This is a genomic window from Thermus thermophilus HB8, from assembly GCF_000091545.1.
Taxonomy (GTDB): Bacteria; Deinococcota; Deinococci; order Deinococcales; family Thermaceae; genus Thermus; species Thermus thermophilus.
In genome coordinates, this window is the sequence record NC_006461.1 from 714113 (window position 1) to 740731 (window position 26619).

The window sequence follows — 26619 nt, forward strand, 5'->3', positions numbered from 1 at the left end:
GCGGGAGGGGGGGTTGCCCTAGCCTGGAAGGCGAGGCCCGCTAGGGCCGAAAAGCCAGGTCCCGTAGCCCTGGTGCCTGGGCGCGTAGTCCAGGCTTAAAGTGGGGAAGTCCGGTGCAAGTCCGGCGCTGTCCCGCAACGGTAACCGGTCACGCGTCAGGCCCTTCGTCGCAGGCCGGAAGCCCGAATACCTGCCAGGGCCGTCCGCCCTTCCCCGGGGCGGGCACCTCACGCGGATGGGGGAGAAGTGGGGGATAAACGGCGTTTGCCTTTAGCCCCTGCCTCCCGGCAGGGGTTTTTCCCTACCTCCCCCGGGCCTGGCCCTAGCGGCCTTAGGGAGGTGGGCATGAAAAGACTCCTGGCGGCCCTCTCGGTTCTTCTGGCCTTGGCCTTCGCCTTTCCCCTCACCCTGCAGGACGACCTGGGGCGCACGGTCACCCTCCAGGCCCCGCCCAAGCGCATCGTCACCATGCTGCCCTCGGTCACGGAGACGGTCTGCGCCCTCGGGGCCTGCGACCGGATCGTGGCCACGGACGACTACTCCGACTGGCCGGAAAGCGTGAAGAGGCTTCCCAAGGCGGGCGGGCTCTACAACCCCAACCCCGAGCTCATCGTCTCCCTCAAGCCCGACCTGGTGCTGGTGTCCAAGTACGGGAGGCTCTACGAGACCCTGGAGCGGGCCGGGCTCACGGTGTACGCGGTCAGGACCGAGACCTACGAGGACATCTTCAAGACGGTGCGCACCCTGGGGAGGCTTCTCGGCCTCGAGGCCGAGGCCGAGCGGCTCGTGGCCCAGATCCAGAAGGAGGTCTACCAGGAGGAGGCCCGGGCGGCCAAGGCCAGGTCCCGCCCCCGGGTCTACTACGAGATTGACCCCACCCCCTACACCGTGGGCCCCGAGAGCTTCATCGGCGTCCTCATAAGTAAGGCCCGGGGGGTGAACATCGTGCCCAAGGAGCTCGGCCTCTTCCCCAAGATCAGCCCCGAGTTCGTGGTGGAGAAGGACCCCGAGGTCATCGTGGCCACCTACCCGAACGCCCTGGAGACCATCCGCTCCCGCCCCGGCTGGAGCCGCATCCAGGCGGTGCGCACGGGCCGGATCTGCGTCTACACCGGGGGTGAGGACAGCCTCCTCTCCCGTCCCGGCCCCCGGGTGGCCCAGGCCCTGAGGCTCCTCGTGGACTGCTTCCACGGGCGATGACCCGCGCCCTGCCCCCCGCCCTCGCCCGGGGCCTCGTCTTCCTCTGGCTTGTGGCCCTCCTCCTCGGGGCCGTGGCCTTAGGGGTGGGGCTCGGCGCCGTGGCCGTGCCCCCGGAGGCGGTGGTCCGGGCCCTCCTGGGCCTGGAGGAGAACCCCATCGTCACCGAGCTTAGGCTCCCCCGGGTCCTGGCCGGGGTCCTGGTGGGGGCGGCCTTGGGGGTCTCGGGGGCCGCCTTCCAGGGGCTCTTCCGCAACCCCCTGGCCGACCCCTACCTCATGGGCTCCGCCTCGGGGGCGGCCTTCGCCGTCACCCTCTTCGCAAGCCTCTTAGGGGGGCTTTCCCCCGCCTTCTCCCAGCACGCCGTCTTCCAGCACCTCCCCCTCTCCGCCACCTTCTTCGGCTTCGTGGGGGCCCTCTCCGCCACCCTCCTCACCCTCGTCCTGGCGGGGGGGGTGGCCCGCACCGGGGAGCTCGTGCTGGCTGGGGTGGTGGTGGGGAGCGTCCTCACCGGGCTCACCACCTACCTGATGATGCAGGACGCCGACCGGGTGCGGGCGGTCTTCGCCTACACCCTGGGCAACCTGGCCTTCGCCGGATGGGAGGGGGTGCGGCTCCTCGCCCTCTTCTTCGCCCTGGCCTTCCCCCCCCTCCTCTTCCTGGGCCGGGTGCTGAACGCCCTGGGGCTCGGGGAGGAGACGGCGAGAAGCCTGGGGCTTCCCCTCGAGGCCCTAAAGCTCCTCCTCTTGGGGGCGGCGAGCCTCCTCACCGCCTCCGCCGTGGCCCAGGCGGGGATCATCGGCTTCGTGGGCCTGGTGACCCCCCACCTCCTCCGCCGCCTCCTGGGGGAGGACTACCGCCTCCTCCTCCCGGCCAGCGCCTTGGGGGGCGGGGCGCTCCTCGCCCTGGCCGACCTCCTCGCCCGCACCCTGGCCCGGCCCGCCGAGCTTCCCGTGGGCGTGGTCACCACCCTCCTCGGGGGGCCCTTCTTCCTCTACCTCATGTGGAGGCGCCGTGGGCGGGCTTGAGGCCAGGGGGATCGTGGGGCCCTTCGCCCTGAAGGGCGTGGACCTCCTTTTGCGCCCCGGGGAGTGGCTCGCCCTCCTCGGGCCCAACGGCTCGGGGAAGACCACCCTCCTAAGGGTGATGGCGGGCCTCCTTAGGCCCAGGCGGGGGGAGGTGCTTTTGGAGGGAAGGCCCCTTAGGGCCTACGGCAGTTACGAGCGGGGCCGCCTCCTCGCCTACCTCCCCCAAAACGGCCCCTACCCCGAGGGGCTTTTGGTGGAGGAGGTGGTGCGCCTGGGAAGGCTTCCTCACCTCGGGCTTTGGGGGCGGGAGGGGCGGGAGGACCGGGAGGCGGTGGACTGGGCCCTCGAGGTCACCGGGGCCTCCGCTTTTCGGGGAAGGCTCCTCGGCACCCTCTCGGGCGGGGAGAGGCAGCGGGTCCTTCTGGCCCGGGCCCTGGCCGGAAGGCCTAGGTACCTCCTCCTGGACGAGCCCACCACCTTCTTGGACCTGGCGCACCAGGGGGTGGTGGTGGGGCTTTTGCGGCGGCTTGCCGGGATGGGCCTTGGGGTGCTTTCCGTCCTCCACGATCCCAACCAGGCGGCCCTCGCCCACCGGGTGGCGGTGCTGGAAGGGGGAAGGGTGGTGGCGGAGGGGAGGCCTGAAGCGGTCTTGCAGGAACCCCTCCTCGCCCGGCTCTACGGGGCGGGGGTTCGGGTCGTCCGCCTGGGGGGGAGGCCCCATGTCTACCTGGACCCGTAAGGCCAGGCTCTTCGTGAGGCGGCGGGCCTTCCTCCTGGACCTGGGGGAGGAGGTTCTCTTCTACACCGAGGGGGGGCCGCGGCGGGCCCGCTACCTCCTGGTGGGGCGGGTCTCCCCGCCCGAGTGGCTGAGGCTTGGCCTCCCCAGGGAGGCCGTCCTCCACTACCCCCTGGAGGTGGACCCCCTGGCCTTTGAGTGGGAGGGGGAGACCCTGGTCCTGCCCGGGCTTCGGGTCTACCTGGGAGGCCCCCCTGAGTTCGTGGAGACCCCCTACTACGCCTGGCCCTTGACGGGGCCCCGGGGAGGGGAGTAGGGTGGGCTTACCGACCGGTTGGTCGTCTGGAGGTGCGGGATGCGGCTCAAGGACAAGGCGGTGCTCATCACAGGGGCGGCCCACGGCATCGGCCGGGCCACGCTGGAGCTCTTCGCCAAGGAAGGGGCGAGGCTCGTGGCCTGCGACATAGAGGAAGGCCCCTTAAGGGAGGCGGCGGAGGCGGTGGGGGCCCATCCGGTGGTGATGGACGTGGCCGACCCCGCCTCCGTGGAGCGGGGGTTTGCCGAGGCCCTGGCCCACCTGGGCCGGCTGGACGGGGTGGTGCACTACGCCGGGATCACCCGGGACAACTTCCACTGGAAGATGCCCCTGGAGGACTGGGAGCTCGTCCTCCGGGTGAACCTCACGGGGAGCTTCCTGGTGGCCAAGGCGGCCAGCGAGGCCATGCGGGAGAAAAACCCTGGGAGCATCGTCCTCACCGCGAGCCGGGTCTACCTGGGGAACCTGGGGCAGGCGAACTACGCCGCCTCCAAGGCGGGGGTGGTGGGGCTTACCCGGACGTTGGCCCTGGAGCTTGGGCGGTGGGGGATCCGGGTGAACGCCCTGGCCCCGGGGTTCATTGAGACGCGGATGACGGCCAAGGTGCCGGAGAAGGTGCGGGAGAAGGCCATCGCCGCCACCCCCTTGGGCCGGGCGGGGAAGCCTTTGGAGGTGGCCTACGCCGCCCTCTTTTTGCTCTCCGACGAATCCAGCTTCATCACCGGCCAGGTCCTCTTCGTGGACGGGGGGAGGACCATCGGGGCGGCCCCGGCCTAAGAGCACCCCATGCGGGCCCAAGCCCGCATGGGGGCCCCGAAAAGGCCTAGCCTTCGTTCGGGCATCAACCAGGGTGCGGGAGGCGGAATAGGGTGTAGGCTTGGGGCATGCGGGTCCTAGGCTGGTTCCTCCTCCTTGTGGGGCTCGTCCTCGCCTGGTTCCTCCTGAGCCCCGTTGTGGCCCTCATCCTCGCCCTTTTCGCCCTTCCCCTGGCCCTCCTCCTCGCCGCCTTGGCCCTCCCCGTGGGCCTTTTCCTCGCCCTTTTGGGGGGCGTCCTCGCTCTTTTGGGCTTCTTCGTGAAGTGGCTTCTGCCCTTGGCGCTTCTCCTCCTCGCCCTCTGGCTCCTCCTGAGCCCGAAGAGGCCCGTTCCTGAGGGGTGGTGATGAACCTAAGGAGGCTTGACGCCTACTTCCGGCGCCTGGTGGAGGAGGGCCTCCTCCCCGGGGCCGTGGTCCTCGTGGCCCGGGGTGGGGAGGTGGTCTTCCAGGGGGTCTACGGGTACCTGGACCCGGGGCGGGGGCTTCCCATGCGGGAGGACGCCCTCTTCCGCCTCTACTCCATGACCAAGCCCTGGGTCTCCGCCCTGGCCCTGAGCTTCGTGGAGGAGGGGACCCTCTCCCTCCTGGACCCCGTGGAGAAGTACCTGCCGGAGTTTTCCGGGCTCCGGGTGGGGCGGGAGGTGGGGGAGGGGATCGTCTACGAGCCCCTGAAGCGCCCCCTCACCGTCTACGACCTCCTCCGCCACACCGCGGGGCTCACCTACGGGGTCTTCTTCCGCTCCCCGGTGAAGGGGCTTTACCTCGAGGCCGGGGTGGACCGGTTTGACCTGAGCCGGGAGGTCTTTTTGGAGCGCCTCGCCGCGCTGCCTTTGCGCTTCCAGCCCGGGGAGACCTTTGAGTACGGCCTCGCCACCGACCTCCTCGGCCACCTCCTGGAGGCTTTGGCGGGGCGGAGCCTGGCGGAGCTTTTGGAGGAACGGCTTTTCCGCCCCCTGGGCATGAGGGACTCGGGCTTCCAGGCCAAGGACCCCGCCCGGCTGGCCCAGCCCTTCCCCAAGGACCCGGAGACGGGCCATAGCCTCCGCCTCCTCCCGGTGGAAACCCCCCCGCCCCGGTACGCCGGGGGGATGGGGGGCGTGGGCACCGCGGCGGACTACCTCGCCTTCCTCGAGGCCCTTCGCCTGGGGCGGGGCGCGCTTTCCCCCACCATGGCGGGTTTCATGGTCCAGGACCACCTGGGAAGCCTCTACCCCGAGGCCCTCAAGCGGGGGCCCGAGTACCTCCCCGGGCCCGGGTACAGCTTCGGCCTCGGGGTGGCGGTGCGGGTGGAGCCCATGGGCTACTCCCCGGGCGCCTTAGGGGAGTGGACCTGGGCGGGCTTCGGCGGGACCTTCTTCTTCGTGGACCCCCTCCAGGAGATCACCGCCCTCTACCTCGCCCAGGCCCCGAACCTCCTCTCCGTCCTGGAGCCGGAGAAGGCCCTCCACTCCCGGCTTGGGGCCAGGCTCCAGCACGCCTTCCGCACCCTGGTCTACCTGGGCCTGGAGTGAAGGAGGTCTTGGACCCTCTCCAGGGCAAGGGGGATGTCCTCGTCCATGAGGTCCCGGTGGGTCACGAACCGCACCCTTCCCCCCACGCGCCCCGCGAGCACCCCCCGGGCCCTTAGACCCTGGAGAAAGCCCTCGGGGTCCTCCACCTCCAGGTAGACCATGTTGGTCTCCACCGCCCCCAGGTCCACGGCGAGCCCCAGGCGAAAAAGCCCCTCCGCCAGGGCGCGGGCCATCTCGTGGTCGCGCCGGAGGTGCTTGGGGCCTTCCTCTAGGGCCAGGATCCCCGCCGCGGCCAAGACCCCCGCCTGCCGCCACCCGCCTCCGAGGAGCTTGCGGTAACGCCGGGCCTCGGCCTCCAGCTCCTTGGGCAGGTGGAGGAGGAGGGCCACCTGGTTGGCCATGGTGCCCGAGGGCAGGAAGAGGGCCCGTTCAAACCCGAGCCTTTCCGCCGCCAGGGCCTCGAGGCGGTTCACCGTGGGGTCTTCGCCGTAGGCGTCGTCCCCCACCTCCGCCTCCGCCATGGCCTTGCGCATGGCCGGGGTGGGGCGGGTGAGGGTGTCGCTCCTCAGGTCCACGAGGCGCATGCCCCTAGCCTAAGGGCTCCACCCCCACCGCCTGGGCGAGGGCCCGGGGCAGGAGGTAGACCTCCCCCTCCACCTCCACCCGCACCCCCTCGCCCCTCTCCAGGATCCGGAGGGGCTTTCCCGGCACCAGGCCGAGCCGGGCGAGGAGGTTCAGGGTGCCCCGGTCCTGGGCCAGGGCGCGGGCCACCCGGGCCCGCCCCAGGGGGGCCTCGGTGAGGGGGAGGGCCTTGGAGGAGGGAAGGGTCAGGTCCTTGGTGGGGATGGGGTCCCCGTGGGGGTCAAAGGGGGGGTGGCCCAGGTACTCGGCGATCCTTTCCTCCAGGTCCTCGCTGATCACGTGCTCCAGCCTTTCCGCCTCCTGGTGGACCTCCTCCCAGCCGTAGCCCAGGGCCTGGTGGAGGTAGGCCTCGAGGAGGCGGTGGTGGCGCAGGACCTCGAGGGCCACCTTCCTCCCCCGCTCCGTGAGCCGGGCCCCCCGGTAGGGCTCGTGCTCCAGGAGGCCAAGGGCCTTGAGCTTCTTCAGCATCTCCGTCACGGAGGGCGGCTTGACCGAGAGTCGCTCCGCCAGGGCCTGCGTGGGGACGGGCCCCCCGAGGGCCTCCTCCAGAAGAAAGAGGTGCTTTAGGTAATCCTCCTGGGCCTCGGTGAGGGGCGGCCTCGCCATCCCCCTAAAGGTAGCATGGAAGCATGGACCTCACCCACTACCCCTACCCCTCCCGCCGCCACGTGGTCTTGGGAAGGCGGGGCGCGGTGGCCACGAGCCAGCCCCTTGCCGCTTTGGCGGGGATGGAGATGCTCCAAAAGGGGGGAAGCGCCGTGGACGCCGCCGTTGCCATGGCCGCCTGCCTCACCGTGGTGGAGCCCACCTCCAACGGGATCGGGGGGGACCTCTTCGCCCTGGTGTGGGACGGAACCCTCCACGGCCTGAACGCCTCCGGGAAAAGCCCCATGGCCCTCACCCCGGAAAGGCTTCCCGGGAGGATGCCGGAGCGGGGCTGGCTTCCCGTGACCGTGCCGGGGGCGGTCTCGGGGTGGCGGGCCCTGCACGAGCGCTGGGGCAGGCTTCCCTTCGCCGAGGTCCTCGTCCCCGCCATCCGTTACGCCGAGGAAGGCTTCCCCGTGGGGCCGGAGACGGCGAGGAGCTGGCGGCGGGCAGAAGGCGTCTTCCTCCCCCTGGAGGGGCCGGAGTTTGGGCCCTTCAAGGAGGTCTTCTTCCCCGGGGGGAGGGCCCCAAGGGCGGGAGAGGTGTGGCGAAGCCCCCTCCACGCCAAGACCCTCAGGGAGATCGCCGGGTCCTACGGGGAAAGCCTTTACCGGGGAGCCCTGGCCGAGGCCCTCCTCCGCTTCAGCGAGGCCACGGGGGGGCTCCTTACCCGGGAGGACCTCGAGGCCCACGCCCCGGAGTGGGTGACGCCCCTTTCCACGGAGTACAAGGGGCTCACCGTCTGGGAGCTTCCCCCAAACGGCCAGGGGGTGGCGGTCCTCCTCGCCCTGAACCTTCTGGAGGGGTTTGACCTGAGGCCGGAGGACCCTTGGAGCTACCACGTCCAGATTGAGGCCATGCGCCTCGCTTTGGTGGACACCTACCGCTTCGTGGCCGACCCGCGGCACATGGAGCTCGCCCCCGAGGCCTTCCTCTCCAAGGCCTACGCGGCGGAAAGGCGGAGGCTCATCGGGGAAAGGGCCCTTCCCCGGGTCCTTCCCGGCCTCCGCCCCGAGGGCACGGTCTACCTCGCGGCGGCGGACGGGGAGGTGATGGTCTCCCTCATCCAGTCCAACTACCAGGGGTTCGGCTCCGGGGTTTTGGTGCCGGGAACGGGGATCGCCCTGCAGAACCGGGGCCTGGGGTTTTCCCTGGAGGAGGGGCACCCGAACCGGGTGGGTCCGGGAAAGAGGCCCTTCCACACCATCATCCCGGGCTTCCTCACCCGGGAGGGGAAGCCCCTTGGGCCCTTTGGGGTCATGGGGGGGTTCATGCAGCCCCAGGGGCACGTCCAGGTGGTGGTGGGCCTGGCGGACTTCGGCCTGAACCCCCAGGCGGCCCTGGACCGGCCCCGCTGGCAGGTGGTGCCGGGGGACGAGGTGCTGCTTGAGCCCGGCATCCCCCAGGCCACGGCGCTTTTCCTCAAGGACCTGGGGCATAGGGTGCGCTACGAGGCGGAGTACGGCCTCTTCGGGCGGGGGCAGGCGGTCTTCCGTCTCGGGGAGGCCCTCGTGGGGGCGAGCGACCCCCGGGCCGAGGGGCTCGCCTTGGCGTGGTAGTTTGGAGCCATGAAGGCGAAGGGGTTTTTCTTGGGGCTACTCGCCCTCCTGGGCGGGTTCGGCGGGGCGGAGGGGCTTGGGGACCCTATGGCGGGGAGGCTGGAGCGGGAGGCGGAGGTGCTCCTTCGCCTCTTCACGGAGGAGGTCCGCGAGGAGGCCTTCGCTCCCGGCTTCCTCGCCCAGGTGCCCGCGGCCCAGGTGGCGGCCATCGTGGCCCGGCTGAAGGCCAACCTGGGGGAGCCCGAGGGGGCGCGGCCCCTGGAGCCGGGAAGGTACCTCTTGGAGCTTGAGCGGGGGTATGTGCCCGCCCGCATCAGCTTGGACCGGGAGGGGCGCATCGCGGGCCTCTTCTTTGAGCCCCCCGTGGCCAAGCTGGGAAGCCTCGAGGAGGCCCTGGAGGCCTTCCGGGGCCTTTCGGGGCGGGTGGGGCTGTGGGTGGAGCGGGACGGGAGGCCTGTCTTGGCCCTGGAGGAGGACACGCCTCTGGCCGTGGCCTCGGCCTTCAAGCTTCTGGTCCTCGCCGCCTTGCGCGAGGAGGTGGAGGCGGGGAGGCGGGCGTGGGACGAGGTGGTCCGCCTGGAGGAGGCGTGGAAGAGCCTGCCCTCCGGCTTGCTCCAGGGCTGGCCGGAGGGGAGCCCCTTGACCCTCCACACCCTGGCGGCCCTCATGATCTCCCTCTCCGACAACACCGCCACGGACGCCCTCATCGCCCTCCTCGGGCGGGAGCGCCTCGAGGCCCTCTCCCCCCGCAACCGCCCCTTCCTCACCACCAGGGAGGCCTTCGGCCTCGCCGCCCGGGGGAACCGGGACCTCTTGGCGGCCTTCCGCGACGGGGACCTGGAGGCCAAGCGCCGGACCCTGGAGGCCCTGAGGGCCCGGGGCCTGCCCCAGGTAGTGGACCTGCCCCTAGACCCCGGGGACTGGCCGCCCGAGGCGGACTGGCGCTTTACCCCGAGGGAGCTCTGCCGCTGGATGGGGAAGGTGGCGGACCTTCCCCTCATGGGCATCAACCCCGGGGTGGCCGCCTTCGGCTGGGACCGGGTGGCCTACAAGGGGGGCTCGAGGCCCGGGGTCCTGAGCCTGGTCCACGGCCTTTCCCGCGGCAAAAGCCGCTACTGCGTGGCCTTCGTGTGGAACGGGGAGGAGGTGGACGAGCTCAAGGCCTTCACCCTCTACGGGGGGCTTTTGGACCTTCTTCCCTAAAGCGGATAGGCGAACCCCAGGAGGCTCTTCGCCCCAAGCCGTTCCTGGAGGTCTTGGGGCAGGGGGGAGAGGCGCGCCTTCTGCAGGGTAAGGTTCGCCTTGAGCCCTTCCTCCAAGGCCCTTCGCCAGGAGGGGGGTGCGGCCTTGCCCAGGTTCAGGTAGGCCCGGACGGGTCTTCCGGCGAAGGCCCGCCCCCAGAACTCCGCGAAGGCGGCGGGGACCTGGCCTTCCGGCACGGGCAAGGGGGGTAGGCGGAGGCGCTCGCCCTCTAGGGCGAAGAGGGCGTGGAAGCCCAGGCGCATGACCAACTTTCCTCCCGGGGGAAGCCAGCCTTGGCGTCCTAGGGCCTCGGGGTCGGCGGAGGCCAGGTATAGGCGGCCTTCCCGTTCCACCCGCCGTAACTCGGCGAGCACGTCCTCCGGGTCCGCCCTGCCGAGGAGCTCCTCGGCCCGCTCGTGCAGGGCCTGAAGGCCTGGGCCGAAGAGGGAGGTGGCGTGGAGGAGGATGCGGCCCGGGTACCGCTCCCGAAGGGCTTCCGCCAGGGCCAGGTGGGCGCCGAAGGGGGGTCGGGTCATCAAAAGAAGAACGCGGTCGTAAAGGGCGAGAAGCCGCTTGCAGGCCCCTTCTAAACTCTCCTTGATTGGATCCCAGATAAATGGGTCGTTCTCCCTGGAAAGGCCTCTTCTTTCCGAAAGCAAACCTAGCTCCATGCGAAGAGGAGTCTAGGCGGCGGTCCCGGGGACAAATGTCCTGGACTTGGTCTAAGAAAATGGCCCTTCGGCCCAGGGAGGCTTCCCAAGACCCAAAAGGCGCTTGAGTCCCAAGGCGGCCTCCACCCCCTGGGTGCCGTAGTTGTTGTTGAAGATGACGAAGACCCTTTCCGCTTGAGCGGCCAGGGTGCGGGTGGCCTCCGCCAGGTCCAAAAGCTCCTCCTCGGAGTAGCGCCAGTTGAAGCGCTCGTAGGGCTTTTGGTGAGGCCCCTTCCAGGTTTCGGCGTTCCTCCCGTGGCAGCGGAGGACGGCCACCTCCCGGGTGGGCTCCAAGACCCTGGGCGGGGCCTCGGGGTGGGGCGGGGCGTCCACGCTCACGTGGGCCAGGCCGAGGCGCATGAGCTCCCGCTTCACAAAGCCCCACGCGGTGTACCACCTGGGGTTGCGGAACTCCACGGCCACCAGGTAGCCCTGGGTTCTCTCCGCCAGCCGCTCCAGGTACCGGAAGCTCCGGGGCTTGGGCTCGGTCCAGGGGGGGAGGCCGAAGTGGAGGTAGCCCAGTTTCCCTGCCTCCCTTAAGGGGGCGAGGGACGCAAAGAAGCGGTTCCAGGCTTCCTCCACCACCTCCTCCGGCACCTCCCGCTGGGAGAGGTGGCCCTCCTTTTGGGGGAGGAGGGCCTGCAGGTCCTTGGGGAGGGCACTGGCCTCGAGGCCGTGCCCGGTGAAGGCGGAGTAGGCCTTGACGTGGAAGAGGAAGCCCTCAGGGGTCCTCTCCGCCCACTTCCGCACCACCTCGAGGCGGGGGAGGGCGTAGAAGGTGCTGTCCACCTCCACGGTATCAAAGTGCTGGGCGTAGTAGCGGAGGCGCCTTTCCGGGTGGTTCCTCACCCCGGGGGGGTACCAGCCGGAGGCGAGGAGGGTGGGGTCGGTCCAGCTGGCCGTGCCCACGCGGATCTCGGCCACGGCCCCAGTCTACGGGAGGAAGGCGTCCAGGATCTCCTCCACCTGGTCGGTCTCTATGAGGAAGGCGTCGTGCCCGTGGGGGCTTTTGATCTCCCGGTAGCGGGCCCCCGCCGCCTTGGCCGCCTGCCTCACCTCCCAGGCGGGGTAGAGGAGGTCGGTGTCAATGCCCACGAAGAGGGAGGGGATGGCCCTGAGGCGCTTCAGGGCCTCCTCCACCCCGCCCCGGCCCCGGCCCACGTCGTGGGTGTCCATGGCCCGGGAGAGGACGAGGTAGCTCTCGGCGTGGAAGCGCCGGAGGAACTTCTCCCCCTGGTAGTCCAGGTAGGTTTCCCCGAGCTCGGGCTCCGCGCCCCAGCGGGCCTCAAACCCCTCGGGGGCCCGGTAGCTCATCATGGCGATCCCCCGGGCGAGGGCCATGCCCTTGGGGGCAGGGTTGCCCTTCTGGTACTCGGGGTCTTGGAGGATGGCCTGGCGGGAGAGGTGGTTGAAGGCCCGGGCCCAGGGGCCGTGCCGCGCGGGGGCCGCCAGGACCACGAGCTTCTTCACCCTCTCCGGGTACATGAGGGCGAACTCCAGGGCCACCATCCCCCCGAGGCTCCCCCCGATGACGATGGCCTTCTCCACCCCCAGATGGTCCAGAAGCCTCGCCTGGGCCCGGGCCAGGTCGCGGATGGTAAGGGGAGGGAAGTCCCTCCCGTAGGGGCGGCCCGTGCGGGGGTCTAGGGAGAGGGGGCCGGTGGAGCCGTAGCAGCTTCCCAGGTGGTTGGCGGAGACCACGTAGTAGAGGGCGGGGTCCAGGATCCGCCCGGGCCCCACCAAGCTGTCCCACCACCCTTCCCGGCCGAAGGCCTGCTCCAGGGGGGAGAGGCTTCTAAAGGTTTCCTCGTCGTAGGTCCCCGCCAGGTGGGCGCTCCCCGTGAGGGCGTGGAAGACGAGGACGGCGTTATCCCGCCTGCGGGAGAGGGTCCCGTAGGTCTCAAAGCGGAGGCGCACCTCGGGGAGGTACCCCCCGAGCTCCGTGTAGAACCCCTCCCGCCTGGGGAAGAGGACGGCGGTGCGGGGCTTGGGCGGGGGGATGGAGAGGGGGGAGCGGGGGGGCTTGAGGAGGAGGGCCTCGTGCTCCCCCCAGGCCTCGAGGGCGATCTCGCTCATGCCAACGCCTCCTTGAGCTCGGCCTTCAGGTCCTCCACGTGCTCCAGGCCCACGCTAAGCCGCACCATCTCCGGCGAAACCCCGGCCTGGGCCTGCTCCTCGGGGGAGAGCTGGGAGTGGGTGGTGGAGGCCGGGTGGATGGCGAGGGTGCGGGTGTCCCCCACGTTCGCCAGGTGGGAGATGAGCTTGAGCCGGGAGATGAAGCGCTTTGCCGCCTCATACCCGCCCTTCAGGCCGAAGGTGAGGACGGCCCCGGGCTTTCCCTTGAAGTACTTCTGGGCCCGGTCGTGGTGGGGGTGGTGGGGAAGCCCCGGGTAGTTCACCCAGGCCACCTGGGGCTGTTCCAGAAGCCAGTGGGCGAGGTGGAGGGTGTTTTCCACGTGACGCTCGGCCCTTAAGGAGAGGGTCTCCATGCCGAGGAGGACCACCCAGGCCTCAAAGGGCCCCAGGGCCTGTCCCTGGTCGCGCAGGCCGTCCACCCGGGCCTTGACGATGAAGGCGAGCTCCCCGAAGGCCTCGGTGAGCCTCAGGCCGTGGTAGCCGGGCTGGGGCTCGGTGAGGAGGGGGTAGCGGCCACCCTCCCAGGGGAAGTTCCCCCCGTCCACGATGGCCCCGGCGATCACCGCCCCATGACCCCCCACCCACTTGGTGAGGGAGTGGGTGACCAAAGCCGCCCCCCACGCCAGGGGCCTCAGGAGGTAGCCCCCCATGCCGAAGGTGTTGTCCACGATGAGGGCCACCCCCTTCTCCCGGGCGGCCTGGGCCAGGGCCTCGAGGTCGGGGATGTTGAGGGCGGGGTTGCCGATGGACTCCACCCACCAGGCCCGGGTCTTCTCGTCGGTGAGGGCCAAAAACTCCTCGGGGCGCTCCTCGCGGGAGGTGAAGCGCACCTCTATGCCGAGCCTTTTCAGGGTCACCTTGAACTGGTTGAAGGTGCCCCCGTAGAGGTTGGGGGTGGAGACGATGTTGTCCCCCGCCTGGGCCAAGGTGGTGAGGGCCAGGAACTGGGCGGCGTGGCCGCTTGCGGTGGCCAGGGCCGCCTTCCCCCCTTCCAGGGCGGCGAGGCGCTTTTCCAGCACGTCCACCGTGGGGTTCATGATGCGGGAGTAGATGTTCCCGAACTCCTTGAGGGCGAAGAGGTTGGCGGCGTGCTCGGGGCTTTTGAAGACGTAGCTCGTGGTGGGGTAGATGGGGACCTGGCGGCTTAGGGTGGTGGGTTCGGGCTCGTAACCGGCGTGGAGCTGTAGGGTCTCAAACCTCATCCTTGGCCTCCTTTCCAAAGTCCCGGCCAGGGGCATTTGGGTCACGCAGGGGTGTAACCTTGAAGGGGCCAAAAAAAGCCCCTTCCCGGCGTCCGTTCTCTCGCCAAGAAGGGGTTGGGCGTGGCGCTTACCCCCCTCTCTTATCGTCCCCGGGCGTTTCCCCCGCCCGGGCCGGCGTTGGCACCAGCCCCGCCCGCATCCGGCCATGGAACGGAAGGGGCGGGAGGTTGCCGCGGCTTCACAGGGCCGTACCCTCCACCGCTCTGGATAAGAGAACGGGCTGGTTTTCGCCGCGCCCCGGCGCGGTTAGCCCCAAGTGTAGCCTTTCCGGCCTAGGAGGTCAAGGCCTTGCGCACCTGGGCCTGGAGCCGGAGGAGGGCCGCCTCCAGGCCCCGCAGGCGCAAGGGGGTAAAGAACTCCTCCAGGCCGTAGCCCCGGTAGAAGCCTGGGGGCACCTCCAGGACGGCCTCAGGGCTTTCCCCCTCGAGGCCCTCCCGGAGGAGGCCGGCGAAGGCCTTGACCGTGGGGGCCTCGTCGGGGACGTGGAAGTAGAGGCGCACCTTTCCCCCCTCCACGTCGGCGTGGACGAAGAAGGGCGTCTGGCACTCGTGGACCCTCTCCAGCTCCACCCCGGGTGGGGGCGGGGGGACCTTGGCCGCGTACTCCAGGAGCACCTGGGATCGGAGCTCCTTGGGAAGGCTTTTGAAAAGCTCCAGGGCCTGCTTGAGCTTGGGCGGCACCATGCCTCCACCTTACCGCGGGCCGGACGTGGGCCGGGTGGGCCGGAGCTCAATCTCGCTCACCATGGCGTGCCCGGGCATCTCCAGGGCGAAGAGGACCGCTTGGGCCACGTCCTCGGGCTTAAGCTTCCAGGCCTGGCCCGGGGTGTTCCCGGCGAAGCCGGTGTCCACGGAGCCCGGGAGGACGTTCACCACCCGGACGTTCGCCTCCCGGAGGTCCAGCATGGCGGCCCCGGCGAGGCCCAAAAGGCCGAACTTGCTGGCGTTGTAGGCGGCCCCGCCCTTGAAGGGGTTCTTCCCCGCGAGGCTCCCCACGTTGACGATGGTGCCCCCGCCCCGGCGCAGGAGGGCGGGGACGGCGTGGCGGATGCCGAGGAAGGCCCCCGTGAGGTTGGTGTCCAGCACGAGCCGCCACTCCTCCAGGGTGAGCTCGTGGACGGGCTTCATCACCCCGACCCCGGCGTTGTTCACCAGGGCGCTAAGCTCCCCGAAGGCCTCCTCCATGGCGGCCACGGCCCGGGCCCAGTCCCCCTCCTCCCGGACGTCCCCGGGAAGGGGTAGGGCCCCCTCCAGCTCGGCGGCGAGGGCCTGGAGCCTCTTTTCGTCCCGGGCCATGAGGCCCACCCGGTACCCCTTGGCGTGGAGGAGGCGGGCGGTGGCCTCGCCGATGCCGCGGCTCGCTCCCGTGATGAGGACGGCGCCCTTCATGCCCTCCATCCTACCCTTTGGGCCGGAAGAGGGCCTTCCCCTTCGCCACAAGGGCCTCGGGCCAGGCCTCCAGGGGGTAGACGCCCCCCACCAGGCTTTCCAGGCCCTCTAGCTCCGGGAGAAGCCCCACCGCCTCCCGGAACTCCTCCCGGGTGTAGGTGTAGCTCCCCCAAAGGGCCACCTCCTTAAACCAGAAGGGGGAGAGGTCCACAACCTCAAGCCCCGGCGCTCCCAGGAGGAGCACCTTCCCCCCTTCCCGGGCGAGGGCGAGGGCCTCCCGGAAGCCCCGGCCGCTTCCCGAGGCCTCCACCACCGCCTCGTACCCGCCCCTATGGCCCTCAAAGAGGAGGTAGCGGTAGCGCCGGGCCCGCGCCAAAAGGGCCTCCTTCGCGCTCCCGTAGACCCCGTCTGCCCCGAAGGCCTTGGCCCTTTCCGCCTGGTGGGGGTACTTGGCCACGGCGAGAAGCCTTCCCGCGTAGCCCAGGGCCCGTAGGAGCCTGACCGCGAGGAGGCCGATGGTGCCCATCCCCAGGACCAGGACCTCCTCAGGCCAGGGCTTGAGTTTGTTTAAGCCCCTCAGGACCACCGCCAAAGGCTCGGCGAAGACGGCCCGCTCCTCGGGGACGCCTGGGGGGATGGGGTAGAGCCTCTCCGGGCGGGCCAGGACCCACTCCCCCCATCCCCCGGGGAGGTCCCGGTTGTAGCCCAGCATCCCCGGGGCCAAGGGGCCCTCGGCCACGTTCTGGCAAAGCCCTTCCTCCCCCTCCTGGCACCTAGGGCAGGGGGGAAGCCCCCGGTCGGCGCAGGCGAGGAGGGGGTTCACCGCCACGAGAGCCCCCTCGTGTTCCCCCAGGATCTCGTGGCCCAGCACCGCGGGGAAGGAGAAGAAGGGGCTTAGGGAGGGGGGGCTTTTCCCGTAGAGGAGGGCGAGGTCCGAGCCGCAGACCCCGCTTAGGCGCACCCGGACCCGCAGGAAGCCTTCCCGTTCGGGGAGGGGGACCTCGGCGAGCCTGAGGGGGAGGAGCTTTCTGGGAAAGCGCTTACCGAGAAGCCTCGCCCCGAAGAAGCGGGGGAGGGATGGGGTGTAGAGGAGGGCCTTCATGCCATGGGCACGGTGCGGATGAGCTTGCCCTCTATGCGCTCCAGGATCTCGTCCAGGCTTCTTCCGGTGATGGTGAGGCCGTGGTTCTTGAGCCCCACCACGGCCCGGGCGGGGTCCGGGGCCTCCCTCACCTTATCCGCCACCGCCTGGGCGAGCTCGTAGGTGCCGCAGGGGTAGTTGAAGGCGGTGGCGGGCACGCCCTCCATCCAGGCGTGCACGTGGAGGATGGCCCCCACCTCGGGGTGCTCCCGGTAGATCATCCAGTGCTCAATGGCGTCCACGCTCACCCGCCTCGGCTCCACATGGGGAGGGACGGAGAGGAGGATGGCGTTTCGCTCGGGGTCGTAGTCCTTGACCATGAGGATGTCCCGGCCGATCTCCCGGAGGTTCGCCTTGTCCACCCCGCTTGCCGACATCCAGAAGCGTTTCTCGTCCTTGCGCACGGAGAGGTTTCCGTAGGAGAGCCCCCCGATGCCGTAGAGCCTTTTCACGTGCCTCAGGTCCTCGGGGGGGAGGATCTCCTCAATGGGGAAGGGGGCGGGGAGGAGGTCCCACTCCTTGAGCTTCTTCCCCGCCCGGTACATGCTCTCCGTGAGCTCGTCCCCCTGCCAGAGCTCGGGCTCGAGGTCCGGCTCAAAGATGTTGTTGATGACGAGGCGGCTGCAGGCGATGGGCCTTAGGCGCGCCGCCACCCGCTCGTAGAACCCCTTGCCCTCGGGCTCCCCGTAGTGGCCGAGCTCCAGGGTGAGGAACTTGACGCCCTGGCCCGGCACGTAGGCCAAGAGGACGTTGGAAAGCGCCCGGACCAGGTAGGGGTAAAGCTCCCGCAGGGGGTCTTGGGGAAACTCGGGAAGCTCCAGGACCGAGGCCACGAAGGTGGCCTGGGCCCTGCGGCGGTAGGGCCTTGGGTTTTCCGGGGTGATGGCGTTGAGGACGAGGTTCGGGGCTTCGGACTCGGGGTTATGGCGGAAGCCTTGGGCCTCGAGGGCCTTTCCGACGCCCTCCAGAAAAGGCTTGAGCCTGGGCGTGGGTTCGCCGTGGATGAGGTATTCCCACATGCTGCCCTCCTTGTCCTGGCCCCTAGCCTACCCCATACTGGGGCCATGGCGGAAGCCTTGTGGGGAAAGGAGGCCTTGCTTCCCGGGCTTAGGGTGGGCCACTTCACGGACCGGGAGGCCCTCACCGGGTGCACCGTGGTTCTGGCGGAAGAGGGGGCGGTGGCGGCGGTGGACGTGCGGGGGGCGGCCCCGGGGACCCGGGAGACGGACCTCCTTGCCCCCGAGAACACCGTGGAGCGGGTCCAGGCGGTCCTCCTCACTGGGGGAAGCGCCTTGGGCCTTGCCGCCGCAGACGGGGTGGTGCGCTACCTCCGGGAGCGGGGAAAGGGCTTCCCCACGCCCGCGGGCGTGGTGCCCATCGTGCCCGCCGCGGTGCTTTACGACCTGGGGCGGGGGGAGGCCTTCCGGCCCCCGGGCCCGGAGGCGGGGTATGGAGCCTGTCTCGCCGCAGGAAGCGAGGTGGCCGAGGGGAGCGTGGGGGCGGGCACGGGGGCCGTGGCGGGCGGGGTGAAGGGCGGGGTGGGCCTTGCGGGCTACCTCCTGGAGGAGGGCTTTAGGGTCATGGCCCTCGCCGCGGTGAATAGCCTCGGCCGCCCCTTTGACCCCCTCACGGGGAGGCTCTACGCCGAGGGCCTCCTCGCCCCGGAGGAGCGGGCGCTTCTCCCCGACCTCTCCCGCTACCGGGGAAGCCCCGAGGACTACCGCTTTCCCTTCCTCCTCGGCCAGAACACCACCCTGGCGGTGGTGGCCACGGACGCCCCCCTCACCAAGGCCCAGGCCAAAAGGCTCGCCATCATGGCCCAAGACGGCCTCGCCCGGGCCCTCCGCCCCGCCCACACCCCTTTGGACGGGGACCTGGTCTTCGCCCTGGCCCTGGGGGACGGGCAAGGGGTGGACCCCATGACCCTCCTCCGCCTTGGGGCCTACGCCGCTGACGCCCTCGCCCGGGCCATCGCCCGGGGGGTGCTCTTGGCGGAGGGGGTGCCGGGGGTGCTTGCCTACAGGGAGAGGGTGGCCGGGGGTCCGTCTGAATTTTAAGCAATGAAAAACCCCTTCATGCCTTGACAACCTGGGGGAGGCCGTGGTGTGATGAGGGGGCCCAAAAGAAAGGGGGAGCCACATGAAAAGGGTTTCGCGGCGCGCCTTTCTGAGGAGGTTGGGTGTAGGGGTGGCGGCCACTGCGGCCTTTTCTCCTCTGGCGGTGGCCCAAGCGAGGCGCTACCGTTGGCGCATCCAGACCGCTTGGGATGCGGGCACGGTAGGCTATTCCCTGTTCCAGAAGTTCACCGAGCGTGTTAAGGAGCTCACCGACGGCCAGTTGGAGGTTCAGCCCTTCCCCGCAGGGGCCGTGGTGGGTACCTTTGACATGTTTGACGCGGTGAAGACGGGCGTTTTGGACGGGATGAACCCCTTCACCCTCTACTGGGCGGGGCGGATGCCGGTGACGGCCTTTCTTTCCTCCTATGCCCTGGGTTTGGACCGGCCCGACCAGTGGGAGACCTGGTTCTACAGCCTGGGCGGCCTGGACATCGCCCGGAGGGCCTTCGCCGAGCAGGGGCTTTTCTACGTGGGCCCCGTGCAACACGATTTGAACATCATCCACTCCAAAAAGCCGATCCGTCGCTTTGAGGATTTCAAAGGGGTAAAGCTGCGGGTGCCGGGCGGAATGATTGCTGAAGTCTTTGCCGCCGCGGGGGCCTCCACGGTCCTTCTACCCGGAGGCGAGGTCTATCCTGCCTTGGAGCGTGGGGTCATTGATGCGGCCGACTTTGTGGGGCCTGCGGTCAACTACAATCTGGGCTTCCACCAGGTGGCCAAGTACATCATTATGGGGCCCCCGGAGACCCCGGCCATCCATCAGCCGGTGGACCTTATGGACTTCACCATCAACCTCAATCGGTGGCGGTCGCTACCCAAGCCTTTGCAAGAGCGTTTCATCGCCGCTGTTCACGAATACAGTTGGATTCACTACGCCGGGATTCAAAAGGCCAACCTCGAGGCCTGGCCCAAGTACCGCCAGGCGGGTGTGGAGGTCATCCGCCTGTCTAACGAGGACGTGCGCAAGTTCCGCCGTCTGGCCATCCCCATCTGGTTCAAGTGGGCCAAGATGGACAAGTACTCGCGGGAGGCCTTCGCCAGCCAGCTGGAGTACATGAAGGGCATCGGCTACGTTACGGACGAGGAGCTCAAGGGGCTTTCCCTTTAGGCCTATGAACGCCCTGCTGCGCTGGCTCTCCTGGGTGGAGGCGGTGGCGGTCTGGGTGGGGCGTCTGGCCGCTTGGATCACCTTGGTCTGCGTGCTCATCCTGACCTACGAGGTGGTCATGCGGTATTTCTTCAATGCCCCCACCCGCTGGGCCCACCTCACCTCCACCCTTCTTTTCGGCCTCCTTTACGTCCTCACCGGGGCCTACGCCCTCAAAGAGAAGAGTCATGTAGGGGTGGACGTCTTCTACAGCCGTCTGCCCCGGAAGGCCCAGGCGGCGGTGAACCTCTTGGGCTCCGTCTTCCTCTTTCTCTTCGCCGGGGCGCTTCTCCTTTACGGCTGGGACTTCTTCCTGGCCTCCTGGCGGGACCGGGAGTTCGCTCTGGATAACGAGGCGATCCCCATCTACCCCTTTAAACTGGCCATTCCTTTAGGGGCCCTTCTCCTGCTGATGCAAGGGCTGGTTTTGGCCCTGCGCGAACTCGCCTTCCTCCTCGGGGGTGCCCATGCCGATTGAGACCCTCACCTGGCTGATGTTCGGGGCCCTTTTTGTCCTTCTCCTCACCGGCTACCCCCTGGCCTTTTTGGTCGGGGGGCTTTCCGTGGTCTTCATCGCCTGGCTCTGGAGCCCCGACGCCTTGGCCTTGGTGCCCCAGCGGGTCTGGAACAACATGACCCAATACCTCCTCGCCGCCATCCCCCTTTTCATCTTCATGGCCTCCATGCTGGAAAAATCGGGGGTCATAGAGGAGGTTTTTGACGTGGCCTACAAGTGGCTGGGCCGGATCCCGGGGGGGTTGGCCGTGGCCACGGTGGTGGCCTCCACCGTCCTCGCGGCCATGGTGGGGGTTATCGGGGCGGCGGTGGTGACCATGGCCCTGGTGGCCCTCCCTTCCATGCTCCGCCGGGGCTATAGCCCGGTTTTGGCCGTGGGAACGGTGATGGCTGGGGGGACCTTGGGCATCCTGATTCCCCCCAGCGTCTTGGCCATCGTCTACGGCTTGGTGGCCAACCAGTCCGTGGGGGAGCTTTACCTGGGCTCGGTTTTCCCTGGGCTGGTCCTTTCGGGGTTGTACATTCTCTTCTCGGTGGGGTATGCCCTCCTGAACCCCAAGGCGGCCCCCCGCTTGAGCCCGGAGGAAACGCCCACCTGGTCCGAGCGGTGGCGGGCGCTCCGGTCCATATGGTCCCCTTTGGTCCTTATCTTTTTGGTGCTGGGCACGATCTTTCTGGGGCTTGCCGCCCCTACGGAGGCCGCGGCCATCGGGGCCTTCGGGGCCATGGTGGTGGCGGCCATCCACCGCCGTCTTTCCTGGACCATCTTGCGCTTGGCCCTGGAGCAGACGGCGAAGGCGACGGCCATGGTGATGTGGATCGTCTTTGGGGCCAACGCCTTTGTGGGGTTTTACATCGCCCAAGGGGGGGACCGCTACGTTTCCGAGCTCCTGCTGGGGACGGGACTTTCCCCCTGGGGCATCCTCCTCCTGATGCAGGGAATCCTCATCGTCTTGGGGATGTTCTTGGACTGGGTGGGGATCCTGCTCTTGGCGGTGCCCGTCTTTGTGCCGATCATCCGGGACCTGGGGTTTGATCCCTTGTGGTTCGGCGTCCTCTATCTGGTGAACATGCAGATCTCTTTCCTAAGTCCACCCTTCGGCTACGCCCTTTTCTACGTGCGGGGTGTGGCCCCTCAGGTCCCTATGGGGACGATCTATAAAGCTGCCCTTCCCTTCCTCTTCCTCCAGCTCGTGGGGCTGGCCTTGGTGATGCTTTTCCCGGGGCTGGCCACCTGGCTTCCGAGCGTGGTGTACGGCCGCTAGCGCCCGGGGAAGGGGGCGAGGACCACCTCCACCGGGAAGACCTGGCCTCCCCGCCGCACCGTGAGCCGGACCCTGTCCCCCACCCTGTAGCGGCGCACCTCCCGGAGGAGGTCCTCAAAGGCGTTCACGGGGACGCCGTTGACCTCTAGGATCACGTCCGGCACGCCGCCCGACTCCACCCCCCTAAGCCCCGCCCTGTGGGCCGCCCCGCCCGGGACCACCTCGCCCACCAGGACCCCGCCCGGGGGCAGGCCCAGTTCCCGGGCAAGCTCCGGGGTGAGCCCCCTGGGCCCCCTCAGGCCCAGGTAGGGCCAGGACTCCTCGAGGCCCGCCCGGAGGGCCTCCAGGGTCCTTTCCCAGCCGAAGAGGGGGGTGAAGTAGCCGCGGAAGCCCTCCTCCGTGGCCCCGATGGCCACGGCCACCCCCAGGACCCTCCCCTCCCGGTTGAGGACGGGCCCCCCGGAGTCCCCGGGAGCGAGGGGGAGGGAGGTTTCCACAAGGCCTTGGGGAAGGAAGGGGGAGGGGGAGGCCTCGAGGCGGAGGACGCGGCCGTACCTAGGGGCGAGGAACTCGCCCCGGCCGTTCCCGATGTGGAGGACGGCCTCCCCAGGGCGGGGAGGGGTGAGGGGGCCCAGGGGGAGGGCCCTGGGGCCTTCCCCCTCCGCCTTCAGGTAGGCCAGGTCCCGGGGTTCGGAAAAGCCCACGACCCGGGCCTTGAGGCGCGTCCCCGCGGCGGTGTAGAGGACGACCTCCCGCTTCCCGGCCACCACGTGGTAGGCGGTGAGGGCCTCGTCCTTGCCCACGAAAAAGCCCGTGCCCCGGGGGCCTTCCGCCACCTCCACCCGGAAGACGGCGGGGTGGGCCTCCCGGTAGACCCGCTCCAGGGCCTCGCCCTCCGCCCCGGCGGGGAGGGTCCAGAAGACCTCAGGGGCGGCCCGCCAGGCGAGGAAGGCCGCGAGGAGGAGAAGCCCGAGGAGGCCTAGCCGGAGCCGGGCCATGGTCCTAAGCGCCCACGCCGGGCTGGGGGCGGTCCGGCTGGACCGCCGGGGGTGGGGGAGGGGGGAGGAGGAGGAGCTTCAGGACCTCGCCCACCTCCTCCACGAAGTGGATCTCCAGGTCCTTGAGGATCTCCTCGGGCACCTCCTTGAGCTCGGCGGCGTTCTCCTTGGGGAGAATGACCCGGTGGATCCCCGCCTGGTGGGCGGCGAGGAGCTTTTCCTTCACCCCGCCGATGGGGAGGACCCTGCCCCTTAGGGTGATCTCCCCGGTCATGGCGATGTCCATGCGCACCGGGCGGCCCGTGAGGGCGCTCGCCAGGGCGGTGGCGATGGTGATCCCCGCCGAGGGGCCGTCTTTTGGGGTGGCGCCCTCGGGGACGTGGATGTGGAGATCGTAGTCCTTGTGGAAGCCCTCCGGAAGCCCCCACTCCTCCCGGTGGGCCCGGAGGTAGGTGAGGGCGGCGTGGGCCGACTCCTTCATGACCTCCCCCAGGTTCCCGGTGAGGTTCACCTTGCCCGTGCCGGGGACGGCCACGGCCTCAATGGTGAGGAGGGTGCCCCCGTAGGGGGTCCAGGCCAGGCCCTGGGCCGCCCCCACCTGGGGCTCCTTCTCCGCCCGGTCGGGGCGGTACTTGGGGACGCCCAGGTAGGCCTCGAGGTCCTCGGCGTCCACCACCCTGACCCCTTCCCAGGGCTTTTCCAGGTAGTCCTTAGCGGCCTTCCTGGCCACCTTGGAGAGCTCCCGGTCCAGGTTGCGCACCCCGGCCTCCCGGGTGTACTCCTGGACGATGCGCTCTATGGCCCGGTCGGTGATCTCCAGCCTCCCTTCAAGCCCCGCCTCCTTCACCTGGAAGGGCCAGCGGAAGTAGCGGGCGATGGCGCGCTTCTCGTGGAGGGTGTAGCCGGGGATCTCAATGACCTCCATCCGGTCCAGAAGGGGCCTCGGGATGGTGGAGAGGGTGTTGGCCGTGGTGATGAAGAAGACCTTGGAGAGGTCGTAGGGCACGTCCAGGTAGTGGTCGGTGAAGGTGTGGTTCTGCTCGGGGTCTAAGACCTCGAGGAGGGCCGCCGCCGGGTCCCCCCGCCAGTCGGAGGAGAGCTTGTCAATCTCGTCCAGGAGGAAGACGGGGTTCACCACCCCCACCTGCTTCATCCCCTGGATGATCTTGCCGGGGAGGGCCCCGATGTAGGTGCGGCGGTGGCCCCGGATCTCCGCCTCGTCCCGCACCCCGCCCAAGGAGATGCGGTGGAAGCGGCGGTTCATGCTCCGGGCGATGCTCTTGCCCAGGGAGGTCTTGCCCACCCCGGGGGGCCCCACGAAGCAGAGGATGGGGGCGTGGCCCTTCACCTCCTTCCCCTGGGTGAGCTGGCGCACCGCCAGGTACTCCAGGATGCGCTCCTTCACCTCCTTGAGGCCGTAGTGGTCTTCGTCCAGGACCCGCTTGGTCACGGAGATGTCCAGCACCTCGGGGTCGGCCTCGGTCCAGGGGACCTCGAGGAGCCAGTCCAGGTAGGTGCGGCTCACCGTGGCCTCGGGGGAGCCGGGCTGCATGCGCTCCAGGCGCTTGAGCTCCTTGAGGGCCTTCTCCTTCACGGGCTCGGGCATGCCCTTCTTTTCAATGCGTTCGCGGAGCTCCTCTATCTCCGTGAGGAAGTCCTCCCCACCCCCGAGCTCTTTCTGGATGGCCTTCATCTGCTCCCGGAGGTAGTACTCCCTCTGGTTCTGGTCCATCTGCTCCTTGACCCGGGCGGCGATCTTCTTGTCCAGCTCAAAGCGCTCCAGGTCGCGGAGGAGCAGGGCCAGCACCCGCTTCAGGCGCTCCTCCACCTCCGGGGTCTCCAGGATGGTCTGCTTCTCCTCCAGGGTCCAGGTGGCGTGATGGGCCACGAGGTCCGCCAGGATGGCGGGGTCCCGGGTGCTCTTGACCGCCTCCTGCTGGTAGCGGTCCAGGCGCAGGGTCTTGTGGTTCTGCAGGTAGCGCTCAAAGGCCTCTTGGACCTCGTTCACCAGGACCCGGGCGAGTTCGGGATCCTTTAGGGGAGGCTCGGGGATGGCCTCGCCCACGGCCCGGAGGTAAGGGGCGGCCACGTAGGAGAGGAGCCGGGCCCGGCTTCTCGCCTCCACCATCACCTGGAGGGTGCCGTCCGGCAGGCGCATGGCCTGCTTGACCACGGCCAGGGTGCCCACGGCGTAAAGGTCCTCCGGGGCGGGGTCGTCCACCTCCGGGTCCTTCTGGGTCACCAAGAAGAGGAGCCGGTCGGCGGAGAGGGCCTCCTCCACCGCCCGCTTGCTCTTGAGGCGCCCCACGTCCACCCCGGTGGTGGTGTGGGGGAGGACCACGGTGTTCCGGAGAGGGAGCACGGGGAGTTCTAGGCGCAGAAAGTCCTTCATCTGCCCCTATGATACCCCCCTTTCAGGAAACAAAGGCACCCCGGGGCACAATGGGCGTTCAGGCTTTGGCCGGGGACCGCGGCCGCCAGCGGAGGGGATTGGTCCCTACGGGAGAACGCTTAGAGGCTCTCGGTCATCTCTAGGGGTACGAGGATTTCTTGGTTTCCTGGAGCGGTCTCCCAGGCTTGTAGGCGTAGGGAGACTACCCCTGGGGTCCCTAGCTCTAGTAGGTACTGTCCCGGGCGGAGTAGAAACTCGTGGTCCAGGTTTTCCTGGGGGAGCACCGCGCCCCAGGGATAATACCCCGGGTTGGCGCGGGGGAGAAAGTACACAGCCCCTTCCCCCTTTAAGCTTCTAAGCCGGAAGGGAAAAGCCTCGAGGTTGGCCCCAAGCCCCAAAGGAAGTTCTTGGTACACCTCCCCCTGTAGATGGAGGAGGAGGGGCTCTTCCAGCTCCAGTACAGCTTCCGCCACTTCGCCCTGGAAGGAGACGAGGTGTATTTCCTCTGTTTCCAATGCCCGCTTCTTCCCCTTGCGCACCCGGGACCGGGGCAGAGGGACGTTAGGGCCTGGGTGGGCGGCCAGGGCTTGGCGCCAGCTTCCAAGCTGCGCGGCCTTGAGGGCTTCTCCTTTTTCTCCATAAAAGCGGTGGTAGGCAGCGGCCACCGGATCTCCCAGGGCTTCCCAGGCTTCGGCCAAGCGGGCGTGCAGGCGGCAGCGCTCCCCCTCCCCGAACCCCGCTGTCAAGTAAGGGCGGAACTGGGGCTCGCTGAAGCGGTACCTGCCTTCGCAGTAGAGGAGCCAGCCCCGGTGCTCCAGCTCGTCCAGCGCTTCCCCGTATCCCAAGATCCAGGCCAGTTTTTCGGGGAAAGGTCCCGGGTGAAGGGCCAGCACCTCTAGGGCCTTGCGCGCTTCCCAGGGTAGGTGGCGGGCCTCGAGGGCCACCATGGCCCGCACCCGCTGGGGAAGGGCCTCGGGGTTTCCCATGGCTAGGAGTTCCCGCAAAACCTCCACCCGGCCGCCGCTTCGCAGGTAGAAGCGGGCGGCCTCGGCGAAGGGCAGATGGCGTAGAGGCCCCCCCACCGCCTCCCGCCAGGAGAGGCAGGGTACCTGCTCCACCACGGTCACCTCTGCGGGAAAGCGGGTCCTGAGGGCCAGGAGAAAGGAAGGGTCCTCCCCGAAGCTGGAACGGGCCACCACCAGAACCCGCCCTGGAAGAGGTTTCAGGGCGAGGCCCACCTCCTTGGGGGGAAAGGGCTCGGAGAGGTAGAAGACCCCGGCGCCTTCGCCCAGGCCATGCCGCAGGGGAAGGCCGAGCTTTTGGGCAAGGGCCTGGGCCAGGCTTTCCTGCCCCGAACCTGGGGGACCGATGAGGATCACCAGGGCAGGGGGGCGCACCGCCTCCAGGCGCTTGGGGAAAGGCGTCCCCTCTTCCCCGGGGGCTAACCGGGTCCGCCACCCGTACACCCAGTCGGCAAAGGCGGGGGAGAGGTCCTCGAGCCCCTCCATGGCCTCCCCGCTCCCGGGAGTTCGGTCCAGCTCCACCCCAGGGGGCAGGGTGAGCACGGGGCCCCGGAAGGCTTCCTTTCCGAAGAAGGAGCGGAGGTGGGTGAGTTCGGACCGCAGGTTTTGCAGGGCGACCCTGTGGCCCCAAAGGAGGTCCGCAAGCCTCTCCCTGCGCGTAGGGCCTTCCAGGGCCAGGTAGTAGAGGATCCCCAAGGCCTTCCGCCTCAGGGGCAGAGGCCCCATGGGGCCCTCCGCCCGAGAAGGGCCGAAAAGGGGAAGCCGCACCGGCACCATGGGCCACCTCCGTTAAGCTCAGCGTTAAAAAAGCGTGAAAACCCTTAGCTCTCTCGC

Annotated in this window: 26 protein-coding genes and 2 riboswitches; of the genes, 13 read left to right on the forward strand and 13 right to left on the reverse strand. The window is 69.1% G+C overall.

Annotated elements, in window-relative coordinates; translation table 11 throughout:
* Window positions 1-53: 53 nt before the first annotated feature.
* Window positions 54-212, forward strand: a riboswitch (cobalamin riboswitch).
* Window positions 213-345: 133 nt separating this feature from the next.
* The 7 genes from TTH_RS03875 (at window position 346) to TTH_RS03905 (ending at window position 5603) form a co-directional block, all read left to right on the forward strand.
* Window positions 346-1200 (forward strand): ABC transporter substrate-binding protein, encoded by an 855-nt coding sequence (locus TTH_RS03875; protein ID WP_011228165.1) that lies wholly within the window; start codon window positions 346-348, stop codon window positions 1198-1200.
* Window positions 1197-2225, forward strand: a complete 1029-nt coding sequence (locus TTH_RS03880; protein WP_011228166.1) for a FecCD family ABC transporter permease — start codon at window positions 1197-1199, stop codon at window positions 2223-2225. Before TTH_RS03875 ends, TTH_RS03880 begins: the two co-directional genes overlap by 4 nt.
* Window positions 2212-2964 (forward strand): ABC transporter ATP-binding protein, encoded by a 753-nt coding sequence (locus TTH_RS03885; protein WP_011228167.1) that lies wholly within the window; start codon window positions 2212-2214, stop codon window positions 2962-2964. Before TTH_RS03880 ends, TTH_RS03885 begins: the two co-directional genes overlap by 14 nt.
* Window positions 2945-3277, forward strand: coding sequence for a hypothetical protein (locus tag TTH_RS03890; protein WP_011228168.1), 333 nt, complete (start codon window positions 2945-2947; stop codon window positions 3275-3277). Before TTH_RS03885 ends, TTH_RS03890 begins: the two co-directional genes overlap by 20 nt.
* Before the next feature lie 39 nt (window positions 3278-3316).
* Window positions 3317-4054: an SDR family oxidoreductase gene (locus tag TTH_RS03895; RefSeq protein ID WP_011228169.1), complete on the forward strand. Its 738-nt coding sequence runs from the start codon at window positions 3317-3319 to the stop codon at window positions 4052-4054.
* A gap of 107 nt (window positions 4055-4161) precedes the next feature.
* Window positions 4162-4437 carry a hypothetical protein gene (locus tag TTH_RS03900; RefSeq protein WP_011228170.1) on the forward strand — a complete coding sequence of 92 codons (276 nt, stop codon included), beginning with the start codon at window positions 4162-4164 and terminating at the stop codon, window positions 4435-4437.
* The gene (locus TTH_RS03905) at window positions 4437-5603 is read left to right on the forward strand and encodes a serine hydrolase domain-containing protein (protein ID WP_011228171.1); all 1167 of its coding nucleotides are present in this window, start codon (window positions 4437-4439) and stop codon (window positions 5601-5603) included. Before TTH_RS03900 ends, TTH_RS03905 begins: the two co-directional genes overlap by 1 nt.
* Here the strand turns inward: TTH_RS03905 and TTH_RS03910 are convergent.
* Both TTH_RS03910 and mntR read right to left on the reverse strand, forming a co-directional pair.
* Window positions 5585-6187: a threonine aldolase family protein gene (locus TTH_RS03910; RefSeq protein WP_011228172.1), complete on the reverse strand. Its 603-nt coding sequence runs from the start codon at window positions 6185-6187 to the stop codon at window positions 5585-5587. The two genes, TTH_RS03905 and TTH_RS03910, sit on opposite strands and share 19 nt — an antisense overlap.
* Window positions 6188-6191: 4 nt before the next feature.
* On the reverse strand, window positions 6192-6851 hold the full coding sequence (gene mntR, locus TTH_RS03915; RefSeq protein ID WP_011228173.1) for a manganese-dependent transcriptional regulator MntR: 660 nt from the start codon (window positions 6849-6851) through the stop codon (window positions 6192-6194).
* 23 nt (window positions 6852-6874) lie between these two features.
* On the opposite strand from mntR, the gene TTH_RS03920 reads away from it, so the two are divergent.
* On the forward strand, window positions 6875-8449 hold the full coding sequence (locus TTH_RS03920) for a gamma-glutamyltransferase family protein (protein ID WP_011228174.1): 1575 nt from the start codon (window positions 6875-6877) through the stop codon (window positions 8447-8449).
* Window positions 8450-8458: 9 nt separating this feature from the next.
* The gene (locus tag TTH_RS11675; RefSeq protein ID WP_011228175.1) at window positions 8459-9652 is read left to right on the forward strand and encodes a serine hydrolase; all 1194 of its coding nucleotides are present in this window, start codon (window positions 8459-8461) and stop codon (window positions 9650-9652) included.
* Here the strand turns inward: TTH_RS11675 and TTH_RS03930 are convergent.
* The 8 genes from TTH_RS03930 to TTH_RS03965 all read right to left on the reverse strand — a co-directional run bounded on the left by TTH_RS03930 (window position 9649) and on the right by TTH_RS03965 (window position 17347).
* A complete protein-coding gene (locus TTH_RS03930; RefSeq protein WP_011228176.1) occupies window positions 9649-10362 on the reverse strand; it encodes a hypothetical protein in 714 nt (237 codons plus the stop codon). The genes TTH_RS11675 and TTH_RS03930 overlap by 4 nt on opposite strands.
* A 51-nt stretch (window positions 10363-10413) precedes the next feature.
* Window positions 10414-11325 carry a DUF72 domain-containing protein gene (locus TTH_RS03935; RefSeq protein WP_011172854.1) on the reverse strand — a complete coding sequence of 304 codons (912 nt, stop codon included), beginning with the start codon at window positions 11323-11325 and terminating at the stop codon, window positions 10414-10416.
* Between the two features lie 9 nt (window positions 11326-11334).
* Entirely contained in the window at window positions 11335-12477 is a 1143-nt protein-coding gene (metX, locus tag TTH_RS03940; protein WP_011228177.1) for a homoserine O-acetyltransferase MetX, read from the reverse strand.
* Window positions 12474-13739: an O-acetylhomoserine aminocarboxypropyltransferase/cysteine synthase family protein gene (locus tag TTH_RS03945; protein ID WP_011228178.1), complete on the reverse strand. Its 1266-nt coding sequence runs from the start codon at window positions 13737-13739 to the stop codon at window positions 12474-12476. The genes metX and TTH_RS03945 overlap by 4 nt, the downstream gene beginning before the upstream one ends.
* A gap of 137 nt (window positions 13740-13876) precedes the next feature.
* Window positions 13877-14013, reverse strand: a riboswitch (SAM riboswitch).
* A 58-nt stretch (window positions 14014-14071) separates the two neighbouring features.
* Window positions 14072-14482: a SufE family protein gene (locus TTH_RS03950; RefSeq protein ID WP_008632164.1), complete on the reverse strand. Its 411-nt coding sequence runs from the start codon at window positions 14480-14482 to the stop codon at window positions 14072-14074.
* 9 nt (window positions 14483-14491) lie between these two features.
* The gene (locus TTH_RS03955; protein WP_011228179.1) at window positions 14492-15196 is read right to left on the reverse strand and encodes an SDR family oxidoreductase; all 705 of its coding nucleotides are present in this window, start codon (window positions 15194-15196) and stop codon (window positions 14492-14494) included.
* A 1-nt stretch (window position 15197) separates the two neighbouring features.
* Complete coding sequence (locus tag TTH_RS03960) at window positions 15198-16289, reverse strand: zinc-dependent alcohol dehydrogenase (RefSeq protein WP_011228180.1); 1092 nt, start codon at window positions 16287-16289, stop codon at window positions 15198-15200.
* Window positions 16286-17347, reverse strand: coding sequence for a class II aldolase/adducin family protein (locus TTH_RS03965; protein WP_011228181.1), 1062 nt, complete (start codon window positions 17345-17347; stop codon window positions 16286-16288). The genes TTH_RS03960 and TTH_RS03965 overlap by 4 nt, the downstream gene beginning before the upstream one ends.
* 45 nt (window positions 17348-17392) lie before the next feature.
* On the opposite strand from TTH_RS03965, the gene TTH_RS03970 reads away from it, so the two are divergent.
* The 4 genes from TTH_RS03970 to TTH_RS03985 all read left to right on the forward strand — a co-directional run bounded on the left by TTH_RS03970 (window position 17393) and on the right by TTH_RS03985 (window position 21373).
* Window positions 17393-18385 carry a P1 family peptidase gene (locus TTH_RS03970; RefSeq protein ID WP_011228182.1) on the forward strand — a complete coding sequence of 331 codons (993 nt, stop codon included), beginning with the start codon at window positions 17393-17395 and terminating at the stop codon, window positions 18383-18385.
* An 82-nt stretch (window positions 18386-18467) separates the two neighbouring features.
* On the forward strand, window positions 18468-19553 hold the full coding sequence (gene dctP / locus TTH_RS03975) for a TRAP transporter substrate-binding protein DctP (RefSeq protein WP_011228183.1): 1086 nt from the start codon (window positions 18468-18470) through the stop codon (window positions 19551-19553).
* 4 nt (window positions 19554-19557) lie between these two features.
* The gene (locus TTH_RS03980) at window positions 19558-20070 is read left to right on the forward strand and encodes a TRAP transporter small permease subunit (protein WP_011172862.1); all 513 of its coding nucleotides are present in this window, start codon (window positions 19558-19560) and stop codon (window positions 20068-20070) included.
* Complete coding sequence (locus TTH_RS03985) at window positions 20060-21373, forward strand: TRAP transporter large permease (RefSeq protein ID WP_011172863.1); 1314 nt, start codon at window positions 20060-20062, stop codon at window positions 21371-21373. The genes TTH_RS03980 and TTH_RS03985 overlap by 11 nt, the downstream gene beginning before the upstream one ends.
* On the opposite strand, the gene TTH_RS03990 is transcribed toward TTH_RS03985, so the two are convergent.
* The 3 genes from TTH_RS03990 to TTH_RS04000 all read right to left on the reverse strand — a co-directional run bounded on the left by TTH_RS03990 (window position 21370) and on the right by TTH_RS04000 (window position 26562).
* On the reverse strand, window positions 21370-22371 hold the full coding sequence (locus tag TTH_RS03990) for a S1C family serine protease (RefSeq protein WP_011228184.1): 1002 nt from the start codon (window positions 22369-22371) through the stop codon (window positions 21370-21372). The two genes, TTH_RS03985 and TTH_RS03990, sit on opposite strands and share 4 nt — an antisense overlap.
* A gap of 4 nt (window positions 22372-22375) precedes the next feature.
* Window positions 22376-24763, reverse strand: coding sequence for an endopeptidase La (lon, locus tag TTH_RS03995; RefSeq protein ID WP_011172865.1), 2388 nt, complete (start codon window positions 24761-24763; stop codon window positions 22376-22378).
* Between the two features lie 119 nt (window positions 24764-24882).
* Window positions 24883-26562, reverse strand: coding sequence for a hypothetical protein (locus TTH_RS04000; protein WP_011228185.1), 1680 nt, complete (start codon window positions 26560-26562; stop codon window positions 24883-24885).
* Window positions 26563-26619 lie beyond the last annotated feature (57 nt).

Excerpts from the sequence above, each read along its gene's own strand:
- TTH_RS03875 (WP_011228165.1), top strand. The coding sequence starts at position 346 with ATGAAAAGACTCCTGGCGGCCCTCTCGGTTCTTCTGGCCTTGGCCTTC.
- TTH_RS03880 (WP_011228166.1), top strand. The coding sequence starts at position 1,197 with ATGACCCGCGCCCTGCCCCCCGCCCTCGCCCGGGGCCTCGTCTTCCTC.
- TTH_RS03890 (WP_011228168.1), top strand. The coding sequence starts at position 2,945 with ATGTCTACCTGGACCCGTAAGGCCAGGCTCTTCGTGAGGCGGCGGGCC.
- TTH_RS03895 (WP_011228169.1), top strand. The coding sequence starts at position 3,317 with ATGCGGCTCAAGGACAAGGCGGTGCTCATCACAGGGGCGGCCCACGGC.
- TTH_RS03900 (WP_011228170.1), top strand. The coding sequence starts at position 4,162 with ATGCGGGTCCTAGGCTGGTTCCTCCTCCTTGTGGGGCTCGTCCTCGCC.
- TTH_RS03905 (WP_011228171.1), top strand. The coding sequence starts at position 4,437 with ATGAACCTAAGGAGGCTTGACGCCTACTTCCGGCGCCTGGTGGAGGAG.
- TTH_RS03910 (WP_011228172.1), bottom strand. The coding sequence starts at position 6,187 with ATGCGCCTCGTGGACCTGAGGAGCGACACCCTCACCCGCCCCACCCCG.
- mntR (WP_011228173.1), bottom strand. The coding sequence starts at position 6,851 with ATGGCGAGGCCGCCCCTCACCGAGGCCCAGGAGGATTACCTAAAGCAC.
- TTH_RS03920 (WP_011228174.1), top strand. The coding sequence starts at position 6,875 with ATGGACCTCACCCACTACCCCTACCCCTCCCGCCGCCACGTGGTCTTG.
- TTH_RS11675 (WP_011228175.1), top strand. The coding sequence starts at position 8,459 with ATGAAGGCGAAGGGGTTTTTCTTGGGGCTACTCGCCCTCCTGGGCGGG.
- TTH_RS03930 (WP_011228176.1), bottom strand. The coding sequence starts at position 10,362 with ATGGAGCTAGGTTTGCTTTCGGAAAGAAGAGGCCTTTCCAGGGAGAAC.
- metX (WP_011228177.1), bottom strand. The coding sequence starts at position 12,477 with ATGAGCGAGATCGCCCTCGAGGCCTGGGGGGAGCACGAGGCCCTCCTC.
- TTH_RS03945 (WP_011228178.1), bottom strand. The coding sequence starts at position 13,739 with ATGAGGTTTGAGACCCTACAGCTCCACGCCGGTTACGAGCCCGAACCC.
- TTH_RS03950 (WP_008632164.1), bottom strand. The coding sequence starts at position 14,482 with ATGGTGCCGCCCAAGCTCAAGCAGGCCCTGGAGCTTTTCAAAAGCCTT.
- TTH_RS03955 (WP_011228179.1), bottom strand. The coding sequence starts at position 15,196 with ATGGAGGGCATGAAGGGCGCCGTCCTCATCACGGGAGCGAGCCGCGGC.
- TTH_RS03960 (WP_011228180.1), bottom strand. The coding sequence starts at position 16,289 with ATGAAGGCCCTCCTCTACACCCCATCCCTCCCCCGCTTCTTCGGGGCG.
- TTH_RS03965 (WP_011228181.1), bottom strand. The coding sequence starts at position 17,347 with ATGTGGGAATACCTCATCCACGGCGAACCCACGCCCAGGCTCAAGCCT.
- TTH_RS03970 (WP_011228182.1), top strand. The coding sequence starts at position 17,393 with ATGGCGGAAGCCTTGTGGGGAAAGGAGGCCTTGCTTCCCGGGCTTAGG.
- dctP (WP_011228183.1), top strand. The coding sequence starts at position 18,468 with ATGAAAAGGGTTTCGCGGCGCGCCTTTCTGAGGAGGTTGGGTGTAGGG.
- TTH_RS03980 (WP_011172862.1), top strand. The coding sequence starts at position 19,558 with ATGAACGCCCTGCTGCGCTGGCTCTCCTGGGTGGAGGCGGTGGCGGTC.
- TTH_RS03985 (WP_011172863.1), top strand. The coding sequence starts at position 20,060 with ATGCCGATTGAGACCCTCACCTGGCTGATGTTCGGGGCCCTTTTTGTC.
- TTH_RS03990 (WP_011228184.1), bottom strand. The coding sequence starts at position 22,371 with ATGGCCCGGCTCCGGCTAGGCCTCCTCGGGCTTCTCCTCCTCGCGGCC.
- lon (WP_011172865.1), bottom strand. The coding sequence starts at position 24,763 with ATGAAGGACTTTCTGCGCCTAGAACTCCCCGTGCTCCCTCTCCGGAAC.
- TTH_RS04000 (WP_011228185.1), bottom strand. The coding sequence starts at position 26,562 with ATGGTGCCGGTGCGGCTTCCCCTTTTCGGCCCTTCTCGGGCGGAGGGC.